This is a genomic window from Streptomyces sp. cmx-18-6 (assembly GCF_046548915.1).
In the GTDB taxonomy this organism is placed as follows: Bacteria; Actinomycetota; Actinomycetes; order Streptomycetales; family Streptomycetaceae; genus Streptomyces.
The window spans coordinates 248529-268187 of the sequence record NZ_JAEBEP010000009.1 but is presented as its reverse complement, the minus strand read 5'-3'; the positions used below and the strand labels follow the sequence as shown (position 1 = coordinate 268187).

Genomic DNA, 19659 nt, shown 5'->3' with positions numbered 1-19659 from the left:
CGCTAAACGGGGAAACGGCCCCCGGTTACCGGTCGGGACCGTCCAGCTACGCAGAGGGAAGGCCATCGTCGTGGAGACCGCCGCCGACACCACCGCACCGGCAGCACAGCGCCGTACGTCCCGCCCGCGGGCCGACGCGCTGCGCAACCGCGAGCGGATCGTGGCGGCCGCCCGCGAGCTGTTCGTCGAGCTCGGGGCGGACGTCCCGCTCGACGACGTCGCACGGCGGGCGGGCGTCGGCAACGCCACCCTCTACCGGAATTTCCCCGACCGCGCCGCACTGACCCACGAAGTCGTCCTCGCGGTCACCTCCCGCACCACGCGCCGGGCCGACGAGGCCGTCGCCGCGGAGTCCGACCCGTTCGCCGCGCTCAGCCGCTTCGTGCACGCGGCCGCCGACGAACGGATCGGCGCCCTGTGCCCGATGCTCTCCGGCGTCTTCGACAAGAACCACCCCGACCTGCTCGCCGCGCGCCAACGCCTCGAAGAGGCCGTGGGCGGGCTCGTGCAGCGGGCCATGTCCGCGGGGCGGCTGCGCACCGACATCGGCGTCGGTGACGTGCTCGTCGTCCTCTCCCAGCTCACCCGGCCGCTGCCCGGCATCGTCTGCCAGGACATCGACCGGTTCACCCACCGCCATCTGCAACTGTTCCTGGACGGCCTGGAAGCCCCGGCCCGCTCCGAACTGCCCGGATCGGCGGCGACCATGGAGGACCTGCGGCGCCGCGGCTGACGCCCGCACCCGCCACCGGCCCCACGAACTTCACCGGCCTCATGAACCCTTCCCCATAGACCCTTAACGACGCGCTCGCGCTCTCTCCCACGTACACACCTCTTACGCACCACGCTCATCGCACGCACCACACGCATCGCCCCCGTCACACGTAAGTCGTCGGCGCGTACCGCCAACGGCTCTCCTCGCGACGTCCTTTTCAACCTCGCACGTTCCTAGGTGGCTACCTCCATGCCAAAAACGGCTGACACTCCGCTCTCCGGCTCCGGCTCGGGCTCCCGATCCGGCCCCGACTCCGTCCACGGCCACGACCCCGGTCGTTCGCTGCCCGATCCCAGTCGCTGGAAAGCGCTGGCCTTCATCGCGCTCGCCCAGCTGATGGTCGTCCTCGACGCGACCATCGTGAACATCGCGCTGCCCTCCGCCCAGGCCGACCTCGGCATCTCCGAGGGCAACAAGCAGTGGGTCATCACCGCCTACGCCCTCGCCTTCGGCGGTCTGCTCCTCTTCGGCGGCCGGATCGCCGACCTCTGGGGACGTAAGCGCACCTTCGTCGTCGGGCTGATCGGCTTCGCGCTGGCCTCCGCGCTCGGCGGGGCCGCCCAGAACGAGGCGATGATGTTCGGCTCCCGGGCCCTGCAAGGCGTCTTCGGCGCTCTGCTCGCCCCGGCGGCCCTCTCGCTGCTCGCCGTGATGTTCACCGACGCCAAGGAGCGCGCCAAGGCGTTCGGCATCTACGGGGCCATCGCCGGTGGCGGTGGCGCGGTCGGGCTGATCCTCGGCGGCTTCCTCACCGAGTACCTGAACTGGCGCTGGACGTTCTTCGTCAACATCCCGTTCGCCGTGGTCGCCGCCGCGGGCGCGTACTTCGTCATCCGTGAGCCGTCCGGCACCCGCAACCGTTCGCCGCTCGACATCCCCGGCGTCGTGCTCTCCACGCTCGGCCTGGTCGCCCTGGTCTACGGCTTCACCCGCGCCGAGTCGGCCGGCTGGTCGGACGGGCTGACCATCGCCATGTTCATCGCCGCCGCCGTACTGCTGCTGGCCTTCGTCGTGACCGAGTCGCGGGTGAAGTCGCCGCTGCTGCCGCTGCGCGTGGTGACCGAGCGCAACCGCGGCGGGGTCTACCTCTCGCTGGGACTCGCCATCATCGCGATGTTCGGGCTGTTCCTCTTCCTGACCTACTACCTGCAGATCGTGAAGGGCTACTCCCCGGTCAAGACCGGCTTCGCCTTCCTCCCGATGATCGCGGGCATGATCACCGGCTCCACCCAGATCGGCACCCGCCTGATGACCCGGGTCCCGCCGCGGCTCCTGATGGGTCCCGGCTTCCTGGTCGCCGCCTTCGGCATGCTGCTCCTGACCCAGCTGGACCTGAACACCAGTTACGCGGCCGTCATCCTGCCCGGCATGCTGCTGCTCGGCCTCGGGATGGGTACGGCGTTCATGCCGGCCATGTCCCTGGCCACGCACGGCATCGAGCCGCGTGACGCCGGAGTCGCCTCCGCGATGGTCAACACCTCGCAGCAGGTCGGCGGCGCGATCGGCACCGCTCTGCTGAACACCATCGCGGCGGGCGCGACCACCGCGTACATCGCCGACAACGCGGCCCGCGCCACGGACCCGAAGCTCCTGGAGCTCCAGGCCATGGTCAGCGGCTTCGCCAGCGCGATCTGGTGGGCGGTCGGCATCCTGGTCGCCGCCTCCGTGATCGCCGTGGCGCTGATCAACACCGGCCGCCCCGGAACGGGCGCGGGCGGCGCGGGCAGCGCCTCCGGAGCGGACGCCGAGGAGGAGTTCCGGGTCCCGGTCGTCGCCCACTGACGCTGCCGCCGACGCGCCCGCTCCACCCCTCTGCCCTGGTTCCGCCGCTCAGCGGAGCCAGGGCAGATCCGCGTCCGTGCCCTCCGGTTCGAGGCCGGTGGCGACCACCCGCATGATCTCCCCGAGGCTGCGCACCTGCTCGGGCGTGAGGCGGTCGAACATCGCCTGCCGTACGGCGTCGACATGGCCCGGGGCCGAGCGGCCGAGCATCGCGTACCCGTCCTCGGTGAGGACCGCGTTCTGGCCGCGCTTGTCGGAGGGGCAGTCCTCGCGCCGGACCCAGCCGTTCTTCTCCAGCCGGGCGATCGCGTGCGAGAGCCGGGAACGGGTGATCTTCACGTTCCTGGCGAGCTCCGTCATCCGCATCCGCCGCCGGGGCGCCTGGGCGAGCTGGACGAGCAGCCCGTAATAGATGTGCGGCATGCCCGCATCGCGCTGCAACTGGCGGTCGAGGTGGTCCTCCAGCAGCGTCGTGGCATGCAGATAGGCGCGCCAGACGCGCTGCTCCTCGTCGGTGAGCCAGCGCGTCGCGCTGGTGGATGCCGTGGATGCCGTGGTCATGGATTCCACTGTACGACCTTTTCTTGAAAGTTTAACTAGATAGGGCTAAGGTCTCCCGAAGTAGGAACTTGAACCTTCAAGGATCATCGTCGGCGGGATTTCGCAGGACCTCTGTGAAACGTTCCCCCGCACGACCTCGGGGAACTCCTGCTCGGGCGAACGTGTGATCTGCGGTCCATGGTCCCTGGTCCGTGATCCACGTTCCTCGATACATGTTCCATGATCGGCTTCCACGATCGACGGCGACCGACGTTCCATGATCGATATCCAGCGGATGGGGAGTGCCATGACAGTCACCGCGGAGCGCATGCCCGCCCTCTACCTCTCGCACGGCGCCCCGCCGCTCGCCGACGACCCCGTCTGGCCCGGCCAGCTCGCCGCCTGGTCCGCCGCTCTGCCCCGCCCCCGCGCGATCCTGATGGTCTCCGCCCACTGGGAGGAGGCCCCGCTCGCGCTCGGCGCCATCGAGCCGGTCCCGCTCGTGTACGACTTCTGGGGCTTCCCCGAGCACTACTACCGGGTGCGGTACGACGCCCCGGGCGCCCCGCGGCTCGCCGACAGCGTCCGCAAGCTGCTGCGCGGCGCCGGTACGCCGGTCCAGGACATCCCGGACCGGGGGCTCGACCACGGGGCCTATGTGCCGCTGGTGGAGATGTTCCCGGACGCCGACATCCCCGTACTCCAGATCTCCATGCCGACGCTCGACCCGCAGAAGCTCATGGCCATCGGACGCAAGCTCGCCCCGCTGCGCGACGAGGGCGTGCTCATCGTCGGCAGCGGCTTCTTCACCCACAACCTGGCCGCTCTGCGGCACCAGGGCGGCGGGGTGCCCGGCTGGTCGGCGGAGTTCGACGACTGGGGCGACCGTGCGCTGCGCGCCCAGGACGTCGACGCCCTGCTCGACTTCGAGCACGCGTCCCCCGCGGGCGGGCTGGCCCACCCGCGTACCGAGCACTTCGCCCCGCTGTTCGTGACCCTGGGGGCCGCCGAGGAGGAGCTCGACCGGGGCAGGAGCGTCATCGACGGCTTCTGGATGGGGCTGGCCAAGCGCTCGGTGCAGTTCGGCTGAGGGTGCGGGGAGGCTCTGAGGGTGTTCCCGCGAGCGCCTCGCGGACACTCCGTCCTCTCACCGGGCCGGCGGGTTCAGTTCGATCGCGAGTCCGGCGGCGGCGAGCGCGGTCGCGTCACCGACGTCCAGCGCGGTGTCGGTGAACTTGATCGTGTGGTCGTCGCCGTGCGCCGCGGCCCGCGCGAACAGCTCCCGCGCGTCCTGCGGAGCCTGATGTTCCGCGACCGGGGCCGCCTCGCGGGGCGCGTAGGCGGCGGTGACCGCGGCGCTCGCCGCCCAGGCCGCGTGCAGGCTCGGCGCCCACAGCGCGTCGGGCAGGGCGGGCAGGGTGCGCAGGACCGCGTTGGGCGCGGTCGCCGCGTGGACCAGCATGACCGGATGGCCGTACCCATGGGTCGCGTACCGGTGGGTCGAAGCCCGTACGAGCTCCTGGAGCGCGGCGCGGGCCGCCGCCGGTCCATCAGGGACCTGCCCGGGCCAGTCGGGGAACCCCGTGAGCTGCGCGAACCGGTTCCGGATGCCGCCGGCCTGCTCGGCGACCAGGGGCACCCGGTCCAGCGCCGCCGCCGCGTCCGGGGCCGGGGCGAGGCGCTCCAGCTCGGGCAGGGGCTGGCTCCGGGCGGCCCAGTAGCCGAGGGCGTGGGCCAGCTCCCGTACGCGCGGGGCGGTCTCCTCGCCGTCCAGCAGCGTGCGTACGGAGTGGCCGACCCGGATCACCGCATGGGTGGCGCCCGCCGCGATGCCGGGCAGCAGCCGGGGCCACCACTCGGCGAGGACCGTGCGCCAGGGCCGGTCGGCGGTCTCCCGCTCGAAGTACAGCGTCCAGTCGGCGACGCGGCGGATGTCGCCGAGGGCCTCGTGCCAGTTCTGCGCGGTCACCGGCGCGGTGGAGCCGGGCATGTCCTCCAGCCTGGTGCTGTAGCGGTCGAACCAGCGGTGCACGACCGGCGCCTGGCCGTGCCGCACCAGGGCCTCCACCGCCATCGGCGCGTGGTTGCTGAGCAACCCTTCGAACTCCGGGCCTGCCAGGTGGATGCGTTCCAGGGCTTCGTCGAGGGTGCCAGAGGTGTCCATGGGGTTATCGGGGGTGTCTGTCATGAGGCTCACGCTAGAGGCGGGCGCGCACCGGCGGATCGGGCTGAGGTCCCGGACCGCCGGGGCCCGGATCTCGTCCTGGGGACCTAGGGCTACTGGCCGAGACGCAGGCCCTCGACGCCGCGAGCAACCCAGAGGCGGTACGGGTCGTCTCCCGGGGTAGACGCGAGGTCGGAGCGGACGTGGACGGAACAGGGCCGAGCGGGCCTGGGCGGAACAGGTCCCGGCGGGCCTGGACGGAACAGGTCCGAGCAGGACGATCGGAGGCGGGGGAGGCGTGGCCCATGGGTGTGACCTCATGTGAGCGCGGCCTCACCGCAGCGGCTCCGGACGGACGCGCGGCAGGGCTGCCGGGCGACGCCGGAAGCGGCCCTGACCTGCATGTTCATGGGCAGGCGCGGCAGGTTTCCCACTGCCGGAGCCGGACAGGGTACTGCATGCCCGCGAAAATGAATGTGCCGCATGGGAATTCTGTCCGGATTCCAGTCGTTGTTTCCATCGGATGCAGGGCACCCGAAAAGGTGTCGCGACCTACTCAGCAAGGGAGCACGCATGGCAACCCGTGCCGTCGCCCGTCGTTCGTCCACCACCTCCGGTGGGACCGACCGGGCAAGCAGTGTTCGCGCCGTGGGCGGGGAAATCGCCGATCGCGACCTGGTCGGCATGTACCTGGACGAGATCGCCCGCACACCGCTGCTCGACGCCGCCAAGGAAGTCGACCTCTCCCAGACCATCGAGGCGGGCGTCTACGCCCAGCAGATCCTCGACGGCGAGGTGGAGAGCGACGCCCGCGGCGCGTCGCGTGAGGAGCTGGAGGCGCTGGTCGCCGACGGCGAGCGCGCCAAGGACATATTCATCCGTTCCAACCTCCGTCTCGTCGTTGCCGTGGCCCGCCGCTACCCGCGCGCGGGGCTGCCCCTGCTCGACCTGATCCAGGAGGGCAACGCGGGCCTGGTCCGCGCGGTCGAGAAGTTCGACTACGCGAAGGGCTTCAAGTTCTCCACGTACGCGACGTGGTGGATCCGGCAGGCCATCACCCGCTCCATAGCCGACCAGTCCCGCACGATCCGGCTCCCCGTCCACCTGGTGGAGGAGCTCGGCCGGATCCGCCGGGTCCAGCGCGAGTTCAACCGGGAGAACGGGCGGGACCCCGGGCACGCGGAGATCGCCGCCGAGCTCGACTCCAACGCCGAGCGCGTGGGCAACGTCCTGGACTGGGCCCGCGACCCGGTCAGCCTCAACATGTCCGTGGACGACAACGGCGACACCCAGTTCGGCGACCTGCTGGAGGACACCTCCGCCGTCTCGCCCGAGCAGTCGGTGATGACCCTCCTGCGCAGTGAAGAGCTCGAGGACCTGATCGGCAAGCTGGACAACCGGACCGCCTCGATCATCAAGATGCGGTACGGCATCGAGGACGGGCGGGAGCGGACCCTGACCGAAGTGGGCAAGCAGCACGGTCTGACGCGGGAGCGGATCCGCCAGATAGAGAAGCACGCACTGCTCGAATTGAAGCGAATGGCTCACGACACGGGCTTTGACGCTGCGGCGTGAGCCAATAACCCGTAATCTCCCCATCAAGCCGGTTCGCACCGGCGCACCGACCGGATCATGCCGGTCACCCGACCGGTTTTCCCCACCGGTCCCCGGAACTGAGTCCCGGCGCCCACCCCCCCCCGGCGCCGGGGCTCATCCATGTCGGGCCCGCAGCTACGTCCCTGTCCCCGTGTCATGTTCTGCCCGCAGTCACGTCCCTGTCCCCGTGTCATGTCGGGCCCGCAGCCACGCCCATGTCCGGGCCCCAGTCACGCCTCCCGTGACCCGGCGGCGGGTGACGTCGCGCGGGTCAGCCTGGCCCCCAGGTTCTCCAGGTACGCCACCAGCTGCGGCGGCCCCTGCACGGTGAACTCGCACTCCACCATCGCCAGCCGCTGCGCCACCCACTCCAGCGAGTCCGTGGACGACGACCGCAGCCGGCAGGCGTCCTCCCCGTCCGCTTCCGGCGCCCCGAGCGTCGGCGGCAGCCGCGCCGCCACGAACTCCGCGGGCGCCCCGAACCGCACGTCGAGACGGAGCTCCGGCTGCCTGCCCGCCATCGCACGGGCGAAGTAGCGCGCCGCGTTCCCCGTCGTGTCCCCCGCCCCGCCGCCCTCCCCGATCCCGTCCCCGGTGTCCGCCCCGCCGTCCTCCTCGGGGAACGGCCGGGGCGTGAACCGGGCTCCCGTCGCGAAGGGCTCGGTGACCCGGTCCACCCGGAACGTGCGCCAGTCCTCCCGCAGGACGTCGTACGCCACCAGGTACCACCGCTGCCCGGCACTGACCAGCCGGCACGGCTCGACCTGCCGTTTCGTCTCCGTACCGTCAGCGCTGCGGTACGTGAACCTCAGCCGCTCCTGCCCGCTGGTCGCCGAGGCCAGCGTCGTCAGGGTCCGCGGATCGATGGTGGAGCCGTCGCCCCGGGTCAGCGGCACGGTGGCGTTCTGGAGCGCGGAGACCCGATGCCGCAACCGCGAGGGCAGCACCTGTTCCAGTTTGGCCAGCGCGCGTACGGATGCCTCGTCGATGCCCTCGATCGCATGCCCGGCCCCGGCCCGCAGCCCCACCACGATGGCGACCGCCTCCTCGTCGTCCAGGACGAGCGGAGGCATGGCGGCCCCCGCGACCAGGCGGTAGCCGCCCACCGAGCCGCGCGAGGCTTCGACCGGGTAGCCCAGTTCGCGCAGCCGGTCGATGTCGCGGCGGATCGTGCGCGGGCTGACCCGGAGCCGTTCGGCCAGGACTCCGCCCGGCCACTCGCGCGGGGTCTGGAGGAGCGACAGCAGCTTCAGCAGTCGTGCCGGGGTATCGGTCATGGACCCAGCATGGCGGCGCATCAGGTCATGATCGGGCCTAATGGGCGCGTAGCTTCTTCTTATGTCTTCTTCCGCAGCGCTGCCGAACACGGCACCGCCAACGCCTGCCCCCGCCGACCGCCGCCGCTGGTTCGCCCTCGCCATCGTGATGACCGCGGCCTTCATGGACCTGGTCGACGTCACGATCGTCAACATCGCGATCCCGAGCATCACGCTGGACCTGGATGCCTCCGTCTCCGCGATCCAGTGGATCACCGCCGGATACGCACTCGCGTTCGCGGCCGGGCTGATCACGGGCGGCCGGCTCGGCGACATCTACGGGCGCAAGCGGCTCTTCCTCGTCGGCATGGCCGGATTCACCGCGGCCTCGGCCCTCTGCGGCTTCGCGGCCACCGCGGAGATACTGGTCGCCGCCCGCATCCTCCAGGGCGCGACGGCGGCCCTGATGGTGCCCCAGGTGCTCTCGATCGTGCACGCCACCTTCCCGGCGCACGAGCGCGGCAAGGTCTTCGGCCTCTTCGGCGCGATCGTCGGCCTCGGCGCGGTCTCCGGCCCGCTGCTGGGCGCACTGCTCACCGAGTGGAACCTCTTCGGCCTCGAATGGCGGCCGATCTTCCTGATCAACCTGCCCGTGGGGATCGCGGGCCTGACCCTCGGCGCGAAGTTCATCACCGAGTCCAAGGCCCCCCGGGCCATGCGGCTCGACCTGGTGGGCGTCGGCCTGGTCACCCTCGCCATGCTGATGCTCATCTACCCGCTGACCCGCGGGCACGAGCTGGACTGGCCGCTCTGGGGCCACCTCTCGATGGTGGGCAGCCTGTTCGTCTTCGGGCTCCTGATCCTGCACCAGCGGCGGAAGGCGATCATCGACGGTTCGCCGCTGATCGAGCTGTCCCTTTTCCGGGTCAAGAGCTTCGCCGCGGGCATCGCCGTGCAGCTCACCTTCGGTATCGGCCTCGGCATCTTCTTCCTGGTCTGGACCCTGTACATGCAGATGGGCCTCGGCTGGAGAGTCCTGCGGGCCGGCGCGACGGGCATCCCGTTCTCCGTCGCCGTCTCGGTGGCCGCCGGGATCTCCGTACAGAAGCTGGTGCCCCGCTTCGGCCGCAAGGTCCTCCAGGCGGGCGCACTCCTGATGATCGCCGGGCTGCTCATCTACCTCTGGGAGGCCGAGCACTACGGCATGGCCATCACCTCCTGGCAGATGGCCATCCCCCTGGTCGTCATGGGCGTCGGGATGGGCCTGATCGTGGCCCCGCTGACCGACGTGATCCTCTCCGAGGTGCCCAAGGAGCACGCGGGCTCGGCGTCCGGGCTGATCAACACCGTGCAGCAGATGGGTACGGCGCTCGGGCTCGGGCTGGTGTCCGTGGTCTTCTTCGGTGCGATCGGCGACCGGCTGGCCCCGCAGGAGATCGGCCCGGCCTTCGTGGACGCGTTCCAGCAGTCGCTGTGGTGGGTGGCCGGGGTGCTCGTGGTGATCTTCCTGGTGATGTTCGCGCTGCCCGCCCGGCCGCGGGTGCATGTGGAGGGCGAGGCGGCGGCGGACGACAGCCCGATCGCGAAGGAGCCTGCGCTGAAGGGCTGAGGGGCGGGAGGGCTGAAGGGCGGGAGGGCTCGGAGGGGTGGACGGCTGAGGGCCTGGACGGCTGAATGAGCTGAACGGGCGGGGGCTTCCCGGCTCGTACGGATGCCCCTGCTTGTCCTTGTGCTCGACCCTCGTCCTGGTCCTCGGCCCTGGTTCTCGGCCTCGTTCTCCGTACGGTTGCCCGTCCGCCCTGCCTGTGAGGGTGGGCGGGCATCCGCGTACGGGCGTACGGGCGTGGCGTCCCCGCGAGGGGCTGTTCCGCCCGCACACGGGGGAGGGCGGCGGATCAGCAGATCCTGGTGCGGCTCTCCATCGCCGTGCGGGCGGTGTGCTCGTCCTCGTACACCTCGCACATGTGGCGGCCGTCAGGGGTCGCCGTGTGCTCGACCTCCCACAGGCTCGTCTCACTGCCGTCGAGCAGCAGGAAGGCGTGCTCATAGAGCGTGAACCCGGCCTCGCGGCCGTCCACCCGGCGCTGATGCCCGAAGATCTGGGTGATGTGGTGGGCGAAGGCGGCCCGCAGCAGCCGTGCCTTCTCCTCGCTCGGCCGGTCGCTGTTCTCCGCGCGGCGCAGGACCCGGCGGGCGTGGTCCGCCGAATTGTCGGGCGCGTACGTCCTGGGGGCCGGGGCCGGGGGAGCGGACATGATGACCGTCAGGATCTCCAGATCCCCTTGGATCCCCTCGTCGCCGAAGGCCGGGGCGTCCGAGAGGCTCCCGGCGAGGCGGGCGGCGGCGATATGGGCGTCGCCCTCGTCGTCGTACAGCTCGTGGCGGCGGGGCTCCTGCTCGTCCCGGCCGCCGCTGTGCACCAGCTCCCACAGCGTCAGGGCGGAGCCGTCCGCCAGGAGATAGGTGTGGCGGTAGGTCTCGCGGTGCAGGACGGGGCTGTGGTGCGAGGAATACAGTGAACTGCTGTGCGCCAGCGCCGAACCGAGCCGGTCGACCGTGCTGTCGGGAAGATCGAAAGAGTTGAGGGCGCGTCGCAGGAGTCGGTCGAGGTGCTGCTCGGTTGTCTCGTACGGATCGCTCAAGGTGCTGTCTCCAGGCCGTCGCCGCGTGTTACTTGATGCGTGCTTAACGTAGTCCCTGGGTCTGACATCGTGACCGGGGTTTGTAAAAACGTAAGGCGCACGCAGAAAGTTCCCCGACCGTGCGTGGTGCATTTCGGGCGCTTGGGGTCAACTTCCCTGCCCCGGTTGCGAGTCGGGAGCCTGCGCGCCCCCTGAGCGACGGCGCACGCGCCCCGCCTTGTGCGACGTTGCGCGGGCCGGGGCGCCCGGTGTCGAGCGCCCCGGACACTTCACGCCTCGCCCACGCCCTGGCCCTTGCCGCCGCCCGCGCCCTCGCCGTCCGGCTGGTCCCCGTACAGGTCCGTGTAGGCGAGGAACGTGCCGCCCGGCCCCTCGGCGCTCCGGGCCGCGCGCGCCGCCTTCACGATGGCGCGGGCCAGCACGTCGGCGCCCGCCGCGAGGATCTCGTTGACCACGGCCACGTCCTCCGGCTCCACCCGCACCCGGCCCGTGGCGAGCGTGAACACGGTGTCTCCGTCGCTCAGCAGGTGCACCGGGCGCACCGCACGGGCCATGCCGTCGTGCGCGGTGCCCGCCAGCTTCTGCGCCTGGGCCCTGACGAGGTCGGCGTCCGTCGCGACGACCGCGATCGTGGTGTTGAAGGGCGGCGCCCCGCCCCCGGCCGCCTCCATCGCCTCCTGCTCCCGCGCCAGTCGCCGCAGCGCCTCCGCATGCGTGTCGGCCGCCGGGTACGCGGGCGGCTCCCCGGCCCCGTACTCCCCGAACAGCACCCCGGTACGGGGGTCGAGCACCGAACCCGCCGCGTTCACCGCGACCAGGGCGGCGACGGTGACCCCGGAGGCCAGCCGCACGCTCGCCGTACCGATGCCGCCCTTGAGCCGCCCGGCCACCGCGCCGGTCCCCGCCCCCACACTCCCCTCGGCGACCGGGGCCCCCGGGGCGGAGGCGGCCGCCGCCTCCACTGCGGCGCGCCCGGTCGCCGCGTCGGGGCGGGCCCGCCAGTCGCCGCCCCGGCCGAGGTCGAAGAGGGCCGCCGCCGGAACCACCGGGACCACCTGTGCGGGGTCCGCGCCCACCCGCACGCCCCGTCCCCGCTCCTCCAGCCAGGCCACCACCCCGGACGCGGCGTCGAGCCCGAACGCACTGCCGCCCGTGAGGACGACCGCGTCGACCCGCTGCACCAGGTTGCGCGGATCCAGCGCGTCCGTCTCCCGGGTCCCCGGCCCTCCGCCCCGTACGTCCACGGCGGCCACCGCCCCGCCCTCCGGCGCCAGAACCACGGTCGTACCGCTCAGCGCCCCGGCCCCCGGCACCCGGGCGTGCCCGACCCGGATCCCGGCCACGTCGGTGAGGGCGTCCAGCAACGGCGGGCGGGGGTCCTCGGCGGTCATCGTGCGCTCCCTCGGATCGTCGGCGCCCGCGAGCAGCCACGGGCTCGTACGTACCCCCCGAACGTACCGGCGGCCCCCGGCCCCTGTCCGCCCTGCCCGACCACTGCCCGAGCCACGACATCACGTTGTCACCACACCGCCCCGGCCCCGCCCCCCGCCCCCACCCCCTCGGCCCTTCCCCTCCTCCACCCTCACCCCCACTCACCCCCGGCCCCCACTCCCCACCCACCCCCGGCTCCCGCCCCCACCCCCGGCTCTCGCCCCCACTCCGCGCCCCCTGCGCCTGTCCGGGCGACGCGATCACCCCCTTACCGTTCAAAACGGGGCCAATCGTCGTAAACGGTCCTACGGTGGCCGGGTGACCGAGCCGTCAGAAGCCTCCGCAGACCCCGCCGCAGCCGAACCTCATCCCCCCGGCGGCTCCGCGGGCGCGTCCCCGGTCGCCGCTGCCGGCCCCCTCCGGTCGGTCACCGCCCGGGCGACCCTGGCGGGCGTGGTCGTCTCCGCCCTGCTGATCCTCGCGATCGTGCTCGGCAGCCGCATGCTGCGCAACTTCGACTCGGCGCTCCTCCCGTACGCCGTGGCCACGGTCTTCCTCGCCTTCGGCGTCGCCTACCGCTACACGGTCTGGATCTCCGCCCCCGGCGCCCGACGCCTCTTCAAACAGGGCTGGCGCAGCCTCTTCTCCGTCGAGAACTTCCGCCGGGCCCCCACCGCCCTGCCGAAGATGATCGCCACCTACCTCGGCTTCCAGAAGTTCCTCGGCGTCCGGTCCCACGCCCGCTGGGCCGCCCACCAACTGATCTTCTGGGGCTGCATCCTCGCCGCCCTGATCACCTTCCCGCTCACCTGGGGCTGGTTCACCTTCACCTCCGGCAGCGGATCAGGGCCCGGTTACGAGATGCGGATCTGGGGCGTCAAGATCCTCGGCTTCGACTCGCTCTCCCTCCTCGGCTGGCTGATGTTCCACGGGCTGGACGTCGCCGCCGTGCTGGTCATCCCCGGCGCTTCGTACTTCCTGTGGCGGCGGATGAAGGACCGCGGAGCATCGACCGGCCAGCGCTTCGCCTACGACCTGGTGCCGCTGATCGCACTGATCGTCATCTCCGTGACCGGGCTGCTGCTCACCTTCTCCTCGATCTTCCTGCACGGCGGCGGCTACCAGTTCCTGGCGATCCTCCACATGGTCTCGGTGGTCTTCACCCTCATCTACATCCCGTTCGGCAAGTTCTTCCACATCGTCCAGCGCCCGGCCGCGGTCGGCATGCAGCTGTTCAAGTACACCGGCCGGCAGGACGACGAGGTCTTCGTCTGCCGCCGCTGCGAGGAACCCATCGACACCGGCCCGTACGTCGAGAACCTGCGCGGCACCATGCGTGACCTCCGCCTCGACTTCGACGCCTGGGCCGAGTACTGCCCGCGCTGCAAGCGGGTGCTGCGCGGCAGTGCCTACCTCTCCCATGTGAAGAAGGGCTTCAAGTGACCGCGGACCCGCGAGCTGCCGCCGACCGCCGCACCTTCATCCCGCTCGACCCCTCCCTCGCACCGCCCGGCGCCCGCGCCTTCCGGGACGCCGGCGGCATCCCGGCCGACCAGTGGCACGCCGACCAGAACGGCGAGACGCTGGTGCCCACCCACTGCTGCTTCTGCGGGGTCCAGTGCGGGATGTATCTGCGCGTGGACCGGGGCGGCAAGGTCTTCGGCGTCGAACCCCGCAACCACGACATCAACCGGATGCGGCTCTGCCCCAAGGGCATCAACGCCTACCAGCAGGTCAACCACCCCGACCGGCTCACCGCCCCGCTGATGCGCCGCTCCCGCGACGAGGAGTTCCGGGAGGTCTCCTGGGAGGAGGCGCTCGACTTCACCGTCGCCGAGGTCAAGCGCATCCAGCAGACCTACGGCAACGACGCCTTCGGGCTCCTCGGCGGGGCCAGCCTGTTCTCCGAGAAGACGTATCTGGTGGGCAAGTTCGCCCGGGTCGCCCTCAAGTCCCGGCATGTCGACTACAACGGCCGCCTCTGCATGGTCAGCGCGGCGGGGGCCAACAAACTGGCCTTCGGCATCGACCGGGCCGGCAACCCCTTCTCCGACATCCTCCTCACCGACTGCCTGCTGATCGCCGGCTCCAACGTCGGCGAGTGCTTCCCCGTGATGACCCAATACGTCTGGGGAGCCCGGGACCGCGGGGCGAGCCTCATCGTCATCGACCCGCGCGAGACCGCCGTCGCCCGCACCGCCGACATCCACGTCGCCCTCAAGCCCGGCACCGACTCGGCCTTCTTCACCTCCGTACTGAACGTCGTCATCGAGGAAGGGCTCACCGACGAGAACTACCTCGCCGCCCACACCACCGGCTGGGAGGAGGTCAAGGCCAAGGCCGCCGAGTACCCGCCGTCCCGCGCCGCCGCGATCTGCGGCATCCCCGCCGAGCAGATCGTGCAGGTCGCCCGGACCTTCGCCCGCGCGCCCAAGGCCATGGCCTGGCACGCCCGAGGCATCGAACACCACTCGCAGGGTGTGGAGAACTGCCTCTCCGTGATCAGCCTCTGCGCCGCCACCGGCCATATCGGCAAGCCCGGTTCCGGCTACGGCACGCTCACCGGCCAGGGCAACGGGCAGGGCGGCCGCGAGCACGGCCAGAAGTCCGACCTTCTCCCCGGCGGCCGCTCCATCATGAACGAGGAGCACCGCCGCCAGATCTGCGAGATCTGGGGCATCGAGGAGTCCGAACTCCCGCCCGCCGGGACCTCCATGATGGAAATGGTCTGGCAGATGCAGCGCCGCGAGATCCGCGGCCTGATCGGCATCTGCAACAACCCCTTCGTCTCCCTGCCCAACTACCGGGTGGTCAAAGAGGGTTACGACGCCACCGAGTTCCACGCCCAATTCGACTTCTTCCTTTCCGAGACCGCCGCCAACGCGCATGTCGTCTTCCCCGTCACCACCTGGGCCGAGGACGAAGGGGTGATGGCCAACGCCGAGGCCCGCGTGGTCAAGCACAACAAGGCCCAGGACCCGCCGCCCGGCGTCCGCACCGACACCTGGGTCATGTGCGAACTCGCCCGCCGCCTCGGCGCCGGCGACAAATTCGACTTCCCCGACTCCCGGGCGGTCTTCGACGAACTGCGCGTCGCCTCCGCCGGCACCGTCAACGACTACTACGGCATCACCTACGAACGGCTGGAGGAGACCGGCGGCATCGCCTGGCCCTGCCCCTCCACCGACCACCCCGGCACCCCGCGCCTCTTCGAGGACGGGAAGACCTACCACCCGGACGGCAAGATCCACCTCCAGGTCGTCGAGTGGCACCCGCCGATGGACCCGTACGACGACGAGCACCCCATGTCGCTCACCACCGGCCGGACCGTCGCCCACTTCCTCTCCGGCAACCAGACCCGCAGGCTCGGCGCCCTCGTCGAACAGACGCCGCGCCCCTGGGCCGAGGTCCACCCCTCGCACGGCTTCCGCAACGGCGAGCCCGTACGCGTCGTCACCCGGCGCGGCAGCGAGGTCTTCCCCGCCCTGGTCACCGAGGCGATCCGCCCCGACACCGTCTTCATCCCCTACCACTGGCCCGTCCCCACCGCGGCCAACGCCCTCACCATCGACGCCCTCGACCCCCGCTCCAAGATCCCCGAGTACAAGGTGTGCGCCTGCCGCATCGAGCACGCCGGGCGGATCGACGAGGTCCCCGCCCCGCCGGTCGCCCCCGGCCATGTCGCCTACCCGGAGACCCAGGTCTCCCGTACCGACCCGCTGCCTCCCACGTCCCCCCAGGGCCGTGGCACCTCGGAGAGGAGCTGAAGCCCCATGATGGGTAGAACGATCTTCATCGACCCGGGGCGCTGCATCGGCTGCCAGGCATGTGTCTCCGCCTGCCGCGAATGCGATTCGCACCGCGGTAAATCGATGATCCACCTCGACTACACCGACGAGGGCCATTCCGTCGCCTCCCTTCCCACCGTCTGCATGCACTGCGAGGACCCGGTGGCCCCCTGCGCCGAGGTCTGCCCCGCCGACGCGATCCTGGTGACCGCGGACGGCGTGGTGCAGCAGGCCGACACCACCCGCTGCATCGGCTGCGCCAACTGCGTCAACGCCTGCCCCTTCGGCGTACCGAAGATCGATCTGGGCGCCAAGCTCCAGCTGAAGTGCAACCTTTGCTACGACCGCACCGCCTACGGCCTCGCCCCCATGTGCGCCACCGTCTGCCCGACCGGGGCGCTCTTCTACGGGACCGTCGAGGAGCTCCAGGCCGAGCGCCCCGGCGTCCAGGTCGCCGACACCTTCGTCTTCGGCGAGACCGAGGTCCGCACCGGCGTGGCCATGGTCGTCCCCGCCGAGAAGGTGCAGTGGCCGGTCCCCGGGGGTCTGCCCGTCGTCGAGATCAACGGGAAGGACGTCCGCCGATGAGCGTCACCGAACAGCAGCCGGGCGGCGAACGCCCCTCCGGGGGAGACCCGCGCGAGGCGCTCCAGGACCGCATCGCCGCCGACTCCCTCACCACCCGGCGCGACTACCTCCGTATCGTCACCACCGTCTCCGGCGGTCTCGCCATCGGCGGCATCGGCGTCGCCGCCGGCATCCTGCACCGCCACGGCGACGGCGAGGAGGGCAAGGCCCCCGAGGCGAAACGCATCGCCCAGCGGCTTCCGCCCGGCGAGTCCATCGCCTTCCGCTACCCGGGCGAGGAGGACCGGGCCGTCGCCGTCCGGCTCGACGACGGCACCCTCGTCGGCTACTCCGCCGTCTGCACCCACCTCGCCTGCGCCGTCCTCTGGCGCAAGGACCGGGGCAGCGAGGGCGAGCTGTACTGCCCCTGCCACGAGGGCGTCTTCGACGCCCGCTCCGGTGAGGTCACCGCCGGGCCGCCGCCGCGCGGACTGCCGAAGGTCGTGGTCATCGAGGAGGAGGACGGCAGTATCTGGGCCGTGGGGACCACCCGCTCCGGTGAGAGCGTCGAGGCCGGGCTCTGCCGCCAGCTCGGCGGCGAGCGCCCCGACCTCGCCGCCCGCATCGGCTGCCCCGACATCGGCGGCGGCGCGGAATCCCCGCCCCGCGCGACGGGAGCCGGGGCCGCGCCCGGAGGCGGCGGCACGCCGGCCCGAGCGGGCCGCGCCGGGACCGCCCCTGCCACCGCTCCGGCCGCCGGCGGCCGTGCCGCGACCGGCCGTGCCGCGACCGGCCGTTCCGGGACCGCCCCTGCCACCGGTCGTTCCGCCACCGGTCGTTCCGCCACCGGCCGTTCCGGGGCCGCTCCCGCCACTATCCGTTCCGGGGCCGCCCCCGTAGTCGGCCGTGCCGGGGCCTTCCCCGCCGCCTTCGACTCCGCCGAGACCCCCGGCAGGCGGGCATGACCGACTCCCCGCACCCCGAGCAGCCCCTGCCGCCGCCGGGCAGCCACTACCCCACGTACCACCCGGGCAGCGCCGACCCCGCACTCAACCGGCCCGTCCACGAGCGGTATCCGCAGATCCGCCCCACCAGCGGTTACGGAGACCCGCGCGTCCGCCACACCGGGCCCGGCCCCGGCGCGGGCACCGATCAGGAACCCGAGCGCTCCGCGAAACTGACCGCCCGCCTCGCCCTGGCGATGACCGTGGTCGTCGGCCAGCTCTGGGGACTGACGGTGCTGATCGACGAGTGGATGGAAGGCAACACGGGCACGGCCTGGTGGGGGGCCGGCTTCCTGTGTCTGTCGTTCCTCGTCGTGCTCGGCCTGTGGCTGATCGATCCCAAGGACCGCTGACCGCTGATCGCCCCCGAGGACCGCTGATGACCGACCGGCCCCACGGCGGCTCACACGCCACCGCCCACCGCCGTACCCTGGAAGCATGAGCACCGCCCCCGCCCCCGGACCGCGAGATGCGAAGCAGCAGCGGCAATCACCGGCGCAGCCGCCCGAGGAACCGAAGCCCAAGCCGGTCCTGATCTTCGACGATCCGCTGGACCAGCAGTCCGCGGACGACACGGACCGGGGATGGGGCGAGCGGCCTCCGGGCGGCGGCAGCGCCGCCGACCTCGCGCGCTTCCTCGACGAGAAGCCGCCCCACCACATCTGAGCCGGTGACCGGCCGAGCCGACCCGTCAACGGGCCGGTCCCGGCCGTCGACCGGCCGGCTAGCGCTCCTGGTCCGGCCCACCCGCACCGGCCGAGCCGCCGCCGCGCTGCGCGACCAGGGCGTCGCGGATCTCCTTGAGCACCTCCAGCTCGCTCACCTCGATCGTCTCCTGGACGCCTTCCTTGGCGGCCTGCATCGCCGCCCGCCTGGCCAGGTACTTGGCCATCGGCAGCACCATCAGGAAGTACACGACGGCGGCGGTGATCAGGAAGCTCAGACCGGCGCTCAGCACCGAGCCCCACAGGATTTCGATCCCGTCCATCTCCTTGGTCGCCGGGTCCGCGACGCATGGGCCCTGGAGGCAGGAGCTGTAGTTGTCCAGGTCCTGGGTGCCGAACGCACCGACCAGCGGGTTGATGACGCCCTTGACGACCGCGTTCACGATGTTCGTGAACGCCGCGCCGATGACGACAGCCACCGCCAGGTCGATCACATTGCCGCGCATCAGGAAAGCCTTGAAGCCGTCCAGCACACTGATCTTCTTCTCGCTCACGGGTGAGCCTTCCTTCGCATGGGCGGTGAGGGGAGCAGACTGCTCCGCCACCTAAGGCCCAGGAAGGAGAGGCTGTCCAATCCGCCGGCACACGCCGGATACTTGAGAGCGCGTCAGTGCGCATCGGACACCGCCACGGCCAGTCGCCCCGCTGCCCCCGCGCCCAGCAGCGCCGTGGCGGTGGACCGCTCCACGGACAGCGTCACCAAAGCCCCCGCCGACGCCCCGGCCGTGCCGATCGTCCCGGAACCTGCGCTCCCGGCATACCCGCTACCGGCACCTCCGGCCCCGAACCCCCCGTCGTCGGCGGCCGGGCGCGGCACCTCCGCCACGCGCACCCCCCGGGCCACCAGACGGGCGTCGTCGCCCGCCTCGCCGACCGCGATCACATCGACGCGGTCTCCCGGGCGCAGCAGCCGTACCGTCTCCGCGTCCGCGATCCGTACCGGAGCGGAGACCAGCTGTACCGATGTCCGGCCGGGCCCCGGCACCGTATCCGCAACGCCGCTGTCCCCTTCGGCGGAACCCAGACCGGCGGAGCCGAGGCCGACGGAGCCCAGGCCGGTGGTGGCCAGCGCGGCGCCCGCCAGTGCGAGTCCCGCGGCCATCCCGCGCCGCTGCCTGCGCAGCATGCGCCGCAGCCGGTACGCGCCGCCGCCCCGCATCCGCAGCGGCGCGAACGGCCCCACCCCGCACGGCGCGGGCACCGGCGCAGGGGGCCGGGGAGGCGGCTTCGCGGGATCGACGGCGCGCGGCGGACCGGCGGGGGCATGGCATACGGGGCGAGCGGGGTGAGCGGGGTGTATGGCGTGCGCGGAACGGGCGGAGAAGGGGGGAGTGGACATGGCGTCACCTGCGATCGGATGAGGGAAGTCCGGCCGGAGGTCCCGGCCGA

The 19659-nt window shown here is 71.8% G+C and carries 17 protein-coding genes and 1 pseudogene; 11 read left to right on the top strand and 7 right to left on the bottom strand.

Translation table 11 applies throughout. The features are described 5' to 3' along the window. Positions 1–70: 70 nt before the first annotated feature. Both ACLJPL_RS22540 and ACLJPL_RS22535 read left to right on the top strand, forming a co-directional pair. Complete coding sequence (locus tag ACLJPL_RS22540) at positions 71–733, top strand: TetR/AcrR family transcriptional regulator (protein WP_411082686.1); 663 nt, start codon at positions 71–73, stop codon at positions 731–733. A 231-nt stretch (positions 734–964) separates the two neighbouring features. Beyond that, entirely contained in the window at positions 965–2557 is a 1593-nt protein-coding gene (locus ACLJPL_RS22535) for an MFS transporter (protein ID WP_411082685.1), read from the top strand. Between the two features lie 48 nt (positions 2558–2605). On the opposite strand, the gene ACLJPL_RS22530 is transcribed toward ACLJPL_RS22535, so the two are convergent. Continuing rightward, positions 2606–3118 (bottom strand): MarR family winged helix-turn-helix transcriptional regulator, encoded by a 513-nt coding sequence (locus ACLJPL_RS22530; protein WP_411082684.1) that lies wholly within the window; start codon positions 3116–3118, stop codon positions 2606–2608. Positions 3119–3404: 286 nt separating this feature from the next. On the opposite strand from ACLJPL_RS22530, the gene ACLJPL_RS22525 reads away from it, so the two are divergent. Then, a complete protein-coding gene (locus ACLJPL_RS22525) occupies positions 3405–4187 on the top strand; it encodes a dioxygenase (RefSeq protein ID WP_411082683.1) in 783 nt (260 codons plus the stop codon). 57 nt (positions 4188–4244) lie between these two features. Here the strand turns inward: ACLJPL_RS22525 and ACLJPL_RS22520 are convergent, their stop codons facing one another. Further along, on the bottom strand, positions 4245–5285 hold the full coding sequence (locus ACLJPL_RS22520) for a questin oxidase family protein (RefSeq protein WP_411082682.1): 1041 nt from the start codon (positions 5283–5285) through the stop codon (positions 4245–4247). A gap of 549 nt (positions 5286–5834) precedes the next feature. Between ACLJPL_RS22520 and ACLJPL_RS22515 the strand changes: the two genes are divergently transcribed. Beyond that, entirely contained in the window at positions 5835–6836 is a 1002-nt protein-coding gene (locus tag ACLJPL_RS22515) for an RNA polymerase sigma factor RpoD/SigA (protein WP_411082681.1), read from the top strand. A gap of 251 nt (positions 6837–7087) precedes the next feature. On the opposite strand, the gene ACLJPL_RS22510 is transcribed toward ACLJPL_RS22515, so the two are convergent. Beyond that, positions 7088–8134: a helix-turn-helix transcriptional regulator gene (locus tag ACLJPL_RS22510; protein WP_411082680.1), complete on the bottom strand. Its 1047-nt coding sequence runs from the start codon at positions 8132–8134 to the stop codon at positions 7088–7090. Positions 8135–8195: 61 nt separating this feature from the next. On the opposite strand from ACLJPL_RS22510, the gene ACLJPL_RS22505 reads away from it, so the two are divergent. After that, positions 8196–9722 (top strand): MFS transporter, encoded by a 1527-nt coding sequence (locus ACLJPL_RS22505; protein ID WP_411082679.1) that lies wholly within the window; start codon positions 8196–8198, stop codon positions 9720–9722. A 286-nt stretch (positions 9723–10008) separates the two neighbouring features. Here the strand turns inward: ACLJPL_RS22505 and ACLJPL_RS22500 are convergent, their stop codons facing one another. Beyond that, positions 10009–10755 carry a DUF6227 family protein gene (locus ACLJPL_RS22500; RefSeq protein WP_411082678.1) on the bottom strand — a complete coding sequence of 249 codons (747 nt, stop codon included), beginning with the start codon at positions 10753–10755 and terminating at the stop codon, positions 10009–10011. Positions 10756–11024: 269 nt separating this feature from the next. After that, entirely contained in the window at positions 11025–12146 is a 1122-nt protein-coding gene (locus ACLJPL_RS22495) for a P1 family peptidase (RefSeq protein WP_411082677.1), read from the bottom strand. 358 nt (positions 12147–12504) lie between these two features. Here ACLJPL_RS22495 and ACLJPL_RS22490 point away from each other — a divergent pair, with 358 nt between their 5' ends. The 6 genes and pseudogenes from ACLJPL_RS22490 to ACLJPL_RS22465 all read left to right on the top strand — a co-directional run bounded on the left by ACLJPL_RS22490 (position 12505) and on the right by ACLJPL_RS22465 (position 18211). After that, positions 12505–13629 (top strand): MFS transporter, encoded by a 1125-nt coding sequence (locus tag ACLJPL_RS22490; protein WP_411082676.1) that lies wholly within the window; start codon positions 12505–12507, stop codon positions 13627–13629. Next, complete coding sequence (locus tag ACLJPL_RS22485; protein ID WP_411082675.1) at positions 13626–15953, top strand: molybdopterin oxidoreductase family protein; 2328 nt, start codon at positions 13626–13628, stop codon at positions 15951–15953. Before ACLJPL_RS22490 ends, ACLJPL_RS22485 begins: the two co-directional genes overlap by 4 nt. Positions 15954–15959: 6 nt before the next feature. After that, positions 15960–16562, top strand: coding sequence for a 4Fe-4S dicluster domain-containing protein (locus ACLJPL_RS22480; protein WP_015609150.1), 603 nt, complete (start codon positions 15960–15962; stop codon positions 16560–16562). Further along, positions 16559–17257, top strand: a pseudogene (locus tag ACLJPL_RS22475) (ubiquinol-cytochrome c reductase iron-sulfur subunit); the annotation flags it as partial. The gene ACLJPL_RS22480 and the pseudogene ACLJPL_RS22475, both read left to right, overlap by 4 nt. A 245-nt stretch (positions 17258–17502) precedes the next feature. Continuing rightward, entirely contained in the window at positions 17503–17898 is a 396-nt protein-coding gene (locus ACLJPL_RS22470) for a hypothetical protein (protein ID WP_411082674.1), read from the top strand. Positions 17899–17983: 85 nt separating this feature from the next. Next, positions 17984–18211, top strand: coding sequence for a hypothetical protein (locus tag ACLJPL_RS22465; protein ID WP_411082673.1), 228 nt, complete (start codon positions 17984–17986; stop codon positions 18209–18211). A gap of 58 nt (positions 18212–18269) precedes the next feature. Here ACLJPL_RS22465 and ACLJPL_RS22460 read toward each other — a convergent pair whose 3' ends face one another. Next, a complete protein-coding gene (locus tag ACLJPL_RS22460) occupies positions 18270–18764 on the bottom strand; it encodes an MscL family protein (RefSeq protein ID WP_411082672.1) in 495 nt (164 codons plus the stop codon). Positions 18765–18877: 113 nt separating this feature from the next. Continuing rightward, complete coding sequence (locus tag ACLJPL_RS22455; protein WP_411082763.1) at positions 18878–19429, bottom strand: hypothetical protein; 552 nt, start codon at positions 19427–19429, stop codon at positions 18878–18880. Positions 19430–19659 lie beyond the last annotated feature (230 nt).